The sequence below is a fragment of the Vibrio sp. A1-b2 genome (genome assembly GCF_021726015.1).
Taxonomy (GTDB): domain Bacteria; phylum Pseudomonadota; class Gammaproteobacteria; order Enterobacterales; family Vibrionaceae; genus Vibrio; species Vibrio diazotrophicus.
The window spans coordinates 611372-617483 of the sequence record NZ_JAKKCI010000002.1 but is presented as its reverse complement, the minus strand read 5'-3'; the positions used below and the strand labels follow the sequence as shown (position 1 = coordinate 617483).

Annotated in this window: 7 protein-coding genes; 4 read left to right on the top strand and 3 right to left on the bottom strand. The window is 42.7% G+C overall.

Going from position 1 to position 6112, the window contains the following annotated elements; all coding sequences use genetic code 11:
* Positions 1-840, top strand: an 840-nt coding sequence (locus L3V23_RS07560; RefSeq protein ID WP_237292143.1) for an IS3 family transposase, incomplete at its 5' end; no start/stop codon positions are given.
* Positions 841-915: 75 nt separating this feature from the next.
* Here L3V23_RS07560 and nagB read toward each other — a convergent pair.
* Positions 916-1716, bottom strand: a complete 801-nt coding sequence (gene nagB, locus L3V23_RS07555; protein WP_102953330.1) for a glucosamine-6-phosphate deaminase — start codon at positions 1714-1716, stop codon at positions 916-918.
* Positions 1717-2103: 387 nt separating this feature from the next.
* On the opposite strand from nagB, the gene L3V23_RS07550 reads away from it, so the two are divergent.
* Complete coding sequence (locus L3V23_RS07550; protein ID WP_042479668.1) at positions 2104-2355, top strand: DUF3081 domain-containing protein; 252 nt, start codon at positions 2104-2106, stop codon at positions 2353-2355.
* A 194-nt stretch (positions 2356-2549) separates the two neighbouring features.
* Here L3V23_RS07550 and L3V23_RS07545 read toward each other — a convergent pair whose 3' ends face one another.
* The gene (locus L3V23_RS07545; RefSeq protein ID WP_042479670.1) at positions 2550-2918 is read right to left on the bottom strand and encodes a DUF413 domain-containing protein; all 369 of its coding nucleotides are present in this window, start codon (positions 2916-2918) and stop codon (positions 2550-2552) included.
* A 150-nt stretch (positions 2919-3068) separates the two neighbouring features.
* On the opposite strand from L3V23_RS07545, the gene L3V23_RS07540 reads away from it, so the two are divergent.
* Entirely contained in the window at positions 3069-3956 is an 888-nt protein-coding gene (locus tag L3V23_RS07540; protein ID WP_042479672.1) for a LysR family transcriptional regulator, read from the top strand.
* 93 nt (positions 3957-4049) lie between these two features.
* Here the strand turns inward: L3V23_RS07540 and L3V23_RS07535 are convergent, their stop codons facing one another.
* On the bottom strand, positions 4050-4490 hold the full coding sequence (locus L3V23_RS07535) for a DoxX family protein (RefSeq protein ID WP_042479673.1): 441 nt from the start codon (positions 4488-4490) through the stop codon (positions 4050-4052).
* Between the two features lie 253 nt (positions 4491-4743).
* On the opposite strand from L3V23_RS07535, the gene L3V23_RS07530 reads away from it, so the two are divergent.
* Positions 4744-6111 carry a DNA-3-methyladenine glycosylase 2 family protein gene (locus L3V23_RS07530; RefSeq protein WP_180980289.1) on the top strand — a complete coding sequence of 456 codons (1368 nt, stop codon included), beginning with the start codon at positions 4744-4746 and terminating at the stop codon, positions 6109-6111.
* The last annotated feature ends 1 nt before the right edge of the window (position 6112 follow it).

The window sequence follows — 6112 nt, the reverse complement described above, 5'->3', positions numbered from 1 at the left end:
CTTCAAAAACAGGAAGGGCTCAGCCTAGCCCGAGTCTGTAAGTTGTGCGGTATATCGAGGCAAAGCGTTTATCAAAGAGAAAAGCGAGCCGCTCACCGTCAGGTAGAGCTCATCCCTATCAAACAGAGGGTTCTAGAACTTCGGCGCTATATGCCTCGAATAGGGACTAGAAAATTGTATTCCTTACTTAAACCCAAGCTTCAAGAACAAGGGATCAAACTAGGTAGAGATGCACTTTTCGATTACTTACGTGATGAACGCCTTCTCGTTCAACCTAAGCGCAGTTTTACGAAGACGACAAATAGTCGACATTGGATGAAAAAACATCCTAACTTGCTGAAGGACTACAAGCCTCGTCATCCCGAAGATGTGTTGGTGAGTGACATAACCTATGTCCAATCTGATGAAGGCGTGCATTATCTCTCGTTAGTGACTGACGCCTTTAGTCGTAAAATTATGGGCTATGAACTTAGCAATGAAATGAAAGCGACGGATGTTGTAAAGGCTTTAGATATGGCGATAAGAACACGTCGGTATGGTTGCTCGTGTATCCATCATTCAGATCGCGGGCTTCAATATTGCTCAGGAGTTTACCAAGATAGATTGAAAAAAGGCACAATCAAGCCATCAATGACGGATGGTTATGACTGCTATCAGAATGCGTTAGCAGAAAGAGTAAACGGCATCCTGAAACAAGAATTTTTACTTCATGAGTGTAAGGATATCGTTGAGCTTAAGCAGTTGGTAAAGGAATCAATCAACATCCATAACAATATGAGACCGCACCTTAGCCTTGGGATGAGAACTCCGAATGAGGTGCATGAAAAAGCCAACTGCTAACGCAGTTGGCTTAGTGTAAAACTGTCAACGTATTTTAGGACGACACATTATTTCTCAATCAATACTGAGAGAAACTTAGAAGCCTTTGATGTTTTCTGCTTCTAGCTCGTTAAAGTAACGAACAGTTTTCACTTTCAACTCTTGTGTCGCTTGATCATCACATACGATGATTGCTTTTGGATGAAGTTGCAGAGCACTTACTGTCCATAGGTGGTTTACACAACCTTCAACCGCAGCTTCAACTGCTAATGCTTTGTTGTGGCCCATCGCTAGGATAAGCAGTTCTTCTGCGTCCAGTAGAGTGCCCACACCGATAGTCAGTGCGTATTTTGGCACTTGGCTTACATCACCACCGAAGAAACGAGAGTTCGCGATACGTGTATCTTCAGTCAGTGTTTTGATACGTGTACGTGAAGATAGTGAAGATGCTGGCTCGTTGAATGCGATATGACCATCATTACCTACGCCACCCATGAATAGGTTAATTTTGCCGTAAGATTTGATTTTCTCTTCGTAACGTTTACATACCGCGTCGTGATCATCAGAAGTACCGTCAAGCAAGTTAATGTTTTGCTCTTGGATATCAACGTGGTTGAAGAAATTGGTGTACATGAATGTACGGTAAGATTCAGGGTGATCCGCTGGTAGACCGACATACTCATCCATGTTGAATGTCACAACATGCTTGAAGCTCACTTCACCTGCATTATAAAGCTCGATTAGGGCTTTGTAAGTTTCAAGAGGAGTACTACCAGTTGGTAGACCTAGAACAAACGGACGTTCTGCAGTTGGTTTAAATGCATTGATACGCTTAACAATGTGCGCCGCTGCCCATTTGCCGACTTGTGCTTTGTTGTTCAGTGGGATAAGTCTCATGTTTCGCCCTTAATATTGGTAAATGTCTTCACCCCTCAATGCCTAAACTGACTTTTGGTTGCCTGCGAACGTTGCCATTCAATCACAACACAGCTTTAAACACCTTGGGTTGTCTTATTAATTTGCATTATAAAATAAGTTTTCTGCATCTGCCATTGTTTTATGTCAAACTTTCATTCTATGACCTGATTTCTGGCCTTTTAAAGTCAATAATTGTCGATTTAGAAGCGACTTTCTCAGTGTTACGTGGCGATTACTAAGAAGTTTACATAACAAAATTTACTTTTAAAATTAAGTGAAATTTTGATTAATAACTCATAGCAAATTGGCGAAGAGAAAGTTAGTTACCCATAATTAATGTGCAAGGTAAGATTAAGGAGTAAATCAATGAAGAACGAACTTGATCCAACCAAAATACTACATGCGTATGAGACAATTATAGAACACGGTACGCCGACCGAGCATGGCAAAATCTATGAGGGTGTAGAGGCTTTTTCTGACTACGATGGATACAGTATTTACTTACGTGGTAATGGCGTAGAGCTCAAAGTTGGATTCCATAACACCTACCATCTTGAATATGACCAAGAACATTTGAAAGAAACCTTTTTGAAGAAGGTTGCTATGTTAGCCAAATAGGTTTGGGAAAAGGAAAAAGAGTAGATAGGGAAAGCTGATGATATAAGGGGGATGACTTCCTGAGCTTCAAACAAGATCAAAGCCGAAAGCACAACATTGAGAATTTTGAATCTAGCGCAATGACCTGCTGATAAAACTGTTGAAATTGCGTTCATATCGATAGCTTCAGCACGAGACTGTGCTGAAGCTTTCTATTAACCTTCCTCGGTTAAGCTAGGCTCGTCATCAGTATCTGTGTAATCATCTGATGAAGCGTCAAGTTTGTTGCGACCATTCAATGTATGGAAGCGTTTACGACCTCGAGCCAAACGCACGTATTTCAACCATGCTTTTTCGATTTTGCTTGCTGCTAATTCTGGATTATCCAACACTTTTAAAAATTGTTGTTCTTCCGCGTTTTCAGGTTGCAGAGTACCAGCTTCCAAGCCAGATAGAGTTTCACCGTAAAGTGTTAGAATATCCTCTTCTGCAAGAGTGAAATCACCGGATTTCGCGAATCCGCGTGGGAACTTTTTCGTGTCGTAAAAACGTTTTTTTCCTAAACGAAATGCAGTCTCAAACATATCAACCTCGTGTAAATATGAGCTGCTACTATGTAGCTTTGGTTCACCGCGAAAGTTAGGCGCAAATTATATAAAAGAAAAACAAAAATTTTTTATCGTCATAATTGTACTTCCTTGTTAATCTTCGACTGTAAATTCAGAGGATTCTATATGGACGTAAAAGTCTTTCGTACTTTTCTTGAGTTGGCTCAAGTACGCCATTTTGGTCGTGCTGCTGAAAACCTATATTTAACTCAAGCGGCTGTAAGTGCACGTATTAAACAATTAGAAAGCTATTTTGACACGCAACTTTTCACTCGTGACCGCAACAACATTAAGTTGACGTCTGCGGGGGAGCGTTTGGTCAGTTATGCCGAGGTCATGGTGACGACCTTGCAGCAGGCTAAATTTGAACTTTCTTTAGAAAATGGTCAAGCGTTGCAATTGACGATCGGTGGTACGCCGAACATATGGGATGCGTATTTACAGAACTGTCTGAGTGTCGTAACCGATGCATTTAGTGGATATGCGTTTATGGCTGAAGTGATGGGTCGCGAACAGTTAAGTCGACAGTTGCTAGAACGCACATTAGACATGGCCTTTGCTTTTGATCAGATTAAAGCGGAAGAGCTGAACTGCAAGAAAGTCGCTGATCTCGTATTAGTACTGGTTTCGACACAAAATGACACATTAGAGTCGGTATTTCAGAATCGCTATGTTTACGTCGACTGGGGTTCGCGCTTTGCGGCAGAGCATGCAGACAGACACCCTAAGGCACCAGCGCCATTTTTACGCACATCAACAGCGCGTATAGCATTGGACTTCATTTTGGAGAAAGGAGGTAGCGCTTACCTTCCGACATCGATTGTTGAGCCTTTTATTGCCTCTGGTGAGCTCAATTTGATTCCTGGAGTTGAAGAGTGGCATCGACCTGTTTACTTAAGCTATCGTAAAAACAGCTCTACTATAGAAGCTATCGGTCATGTAGAAGAGTTGGTGAAGAAGATCGACCCTCTCACCGCTTATAGTATTCAGAGAGCCGGAGAAGCGAGTTTGTAACTCAGTTTTGGCCTAGTGGATAAATAAACCGAGCGAGTAAATAAAACAAAGGCGAGCATATGCTCGCCTTTCTTATGTTTTGAAGTTCGTCAATTACTGAGATGATTTACTTAGCAGACTGTCTACACTCAATTTGCCAGCACCGGAGATAGCTAGAGAAACGGATGCCGCCAGTAGTGCTAAACCAAACTCATAGCCGCCGTTAGAGAGAAACAAACCATTGCTAAAGTGTGTACTGAAGATAGCCACAATCATAGTGAAAGCAAGAACGGCTGCTGCCGGGCGAGTCAGTAAACCGATCAGAATGAATAAACCACCAAAGAATTCACCGCTACCTGCAAGGAATGCCATTAACACGCCTGGTTCTAAGCCAATTGATGCCATCCATTGACCTGTGCCTTGAAGACCGTAGCCACCAAACCAACCGAAAAGTTTCTGTGAGCCGTGCGCCATGAAAATGATGCTAATAGGAAGACGTAAAGCAAGTGGAGCAAATCCTGCATTTGATGCTAGGAGTTTTTTAAGAGCTGACATATTTAGATTCCTCAAAGTTCAAAACTTTCGAATAAGTTTTGATGTTGTCTGTAACTGTTGAAATGAAGTTTAGTAGACGATTGTACATTTGATAATCGGCATAGATTGACTTTGTTGTTTGAAAAATTCGAATGAGCTTTAAGTCTAGTTATGCGTCAATGGACGATTTGTGGGGCATTCAGTTCCGAAAATGGCTAGTGTTATGTTGAAGGCGTCGTAAACTAACGTTGATTTCAATGTTTAAGGATAGACCATGTCGATAGAAGCAGAAGCCGTTCTGACTCATGAACAGTGCCAAAAGGCTCGTCTAAGCAGAGACGCTCGTTTTGACGGTCAATTTTATGTGGCAGTGAAAACCACTGGCATATTCTGTCGACCTATCTGTCCGGCAAATTTACCGAAGGAAGAGAACGTAGAATATTTCCTGAACCAAGCCCAAGCCCTTCAAGCGGGATACCGGCCTTGTTTGCGCTGCCGCCCAGATAGTGCGCCAAGCTCTTGGGCTTGGAAGGGAGTGGAGACAACTTTCATTCGCGCCCTATCTATGATTGACAGTGGTGAGCTGCAAAGTCATAAGCTTAGTGAGTTGTCCGACCGTTTGGGGATATCAGATCGTTACCTGCGTCAGCTCTTTAAAACGCATCTCGGAATGTCGCCTAAACAGTATGCGCAATACCATCAACTGATGTTTGCGAAACAGCTGCTACACAACAGCAAAATGTCGATAACCGATATCGGTTATGCTTGTGGCTTTAACAGCACACGGCGGTTTAATGATGCTTTCAGTAAAGTATTGCAACTGACACCTTCTCAGGTACGTAAAGAGCGCGCCTCAGTCACGGCTAAAAATCAGCTCTCACTTGCTTTTAGAGGGCCTTTTGATTGGGCACATATGTTGGCATTTTATCGTTTGAGAGCGATTCAGGGGCTAGAAACGGTTGATGACAATAGCTACGCTCGACACGTTAGATTAGGTCAAGGAAAGGGCTGGTTTAAAGCAACGAAAAACTCAGAGACACACTTAGATATTGAGTTTGAACTGGAATCTATGACGGATCTGCGGCAGTTAGTGGTTAAACTCAGACGTTTGTTTGACTTAGATGTTGATATCGTCGCGGTTGAAAAACAATTAGAGCAGGCTGCGCCGGGATTAATCAAAACTTCTGGTATTCGAATTCCTGGAGTATGGAATGCTTGGGAAGCGGGTGTTAGAGCGATTTTAGGTCAGCAGGTTTCGATTAAAGCCGCGATTGGGCAGCTTAACTTGCTGGTTGCTCATCTGAAACAACCGAATGAAAGTGCCACCTTTCCTTCACCTGAACAGGTAGCTAATGCCGATCTTTCATTTTTACGCATGCCTCAAAGCCGCAAAGATACCTTGAGTCGCTTTGCTCAATACATGCAAGACCATTTCGATGGAGACGTTGAGCATTGGCTCAAATTAAAAGGCATCGGCCCATGGACAGTCAATTATGCACGTTTAAGAGGGTTATCAGACAGTAATTGTTTTCTGGATACTGATCTTGTGGTCAAGAAAGCGCTCGCGGGATACCCGCAACTGAACAAACAGCAAGTAGCGCCTTGGGGAAGCTACGCAACTTTTCACTGTTGGAACCAATAAC

What these genes read in the sequence shown, in the direction of transcription:
- nagB (WP_102953330.1), bottom strand. Translation starts at nt 1,716, where the DNA reads ATGAGACTTATCCCACTGAACAACAAAGCACAAGTCGGCAAATGGGCA.
- L3V23_RS07550 (WP_042479668.1), top strand. Translation starts at nt 2,104, where the DNA reads ATGAAGAACGAACTTGATCCAACCAAAATACTACATGCGTATGAGACA.
- L3V23_RS07545 (WP_042479670.1), bottom strand. Translation starts at nt 2,918, where the DNA reads ATGTTTGAGACTGCATTTCGTTTAGGAAAAAAACGTTTTTACGACACG.
- L3V23_RS07540 (WP_042479672.1), top strand. Translation starts at nt 3,069, where the DNA reads ATGGACGTAAAAGTCTTTCGTACTTTTCTTGAGTTGGCTCAAGTACGC.
- L3V23_RS07535 (WP_042479673.1), bottom strand. Translation starts at nt 4,490, where the DNA reads ATGTCAGCTCTTAAAAAACTCCTAGCATCAAATGCAGGATTTGCTCCA.
- L3V23_RS07530 (WP_180980289.1), top strand. Translation starts at nt 4,744, where the DNA reads ATGTCGATAGAAGCAGAAGCCGTTCTGACTCATGAACAGTGCCAAAAG.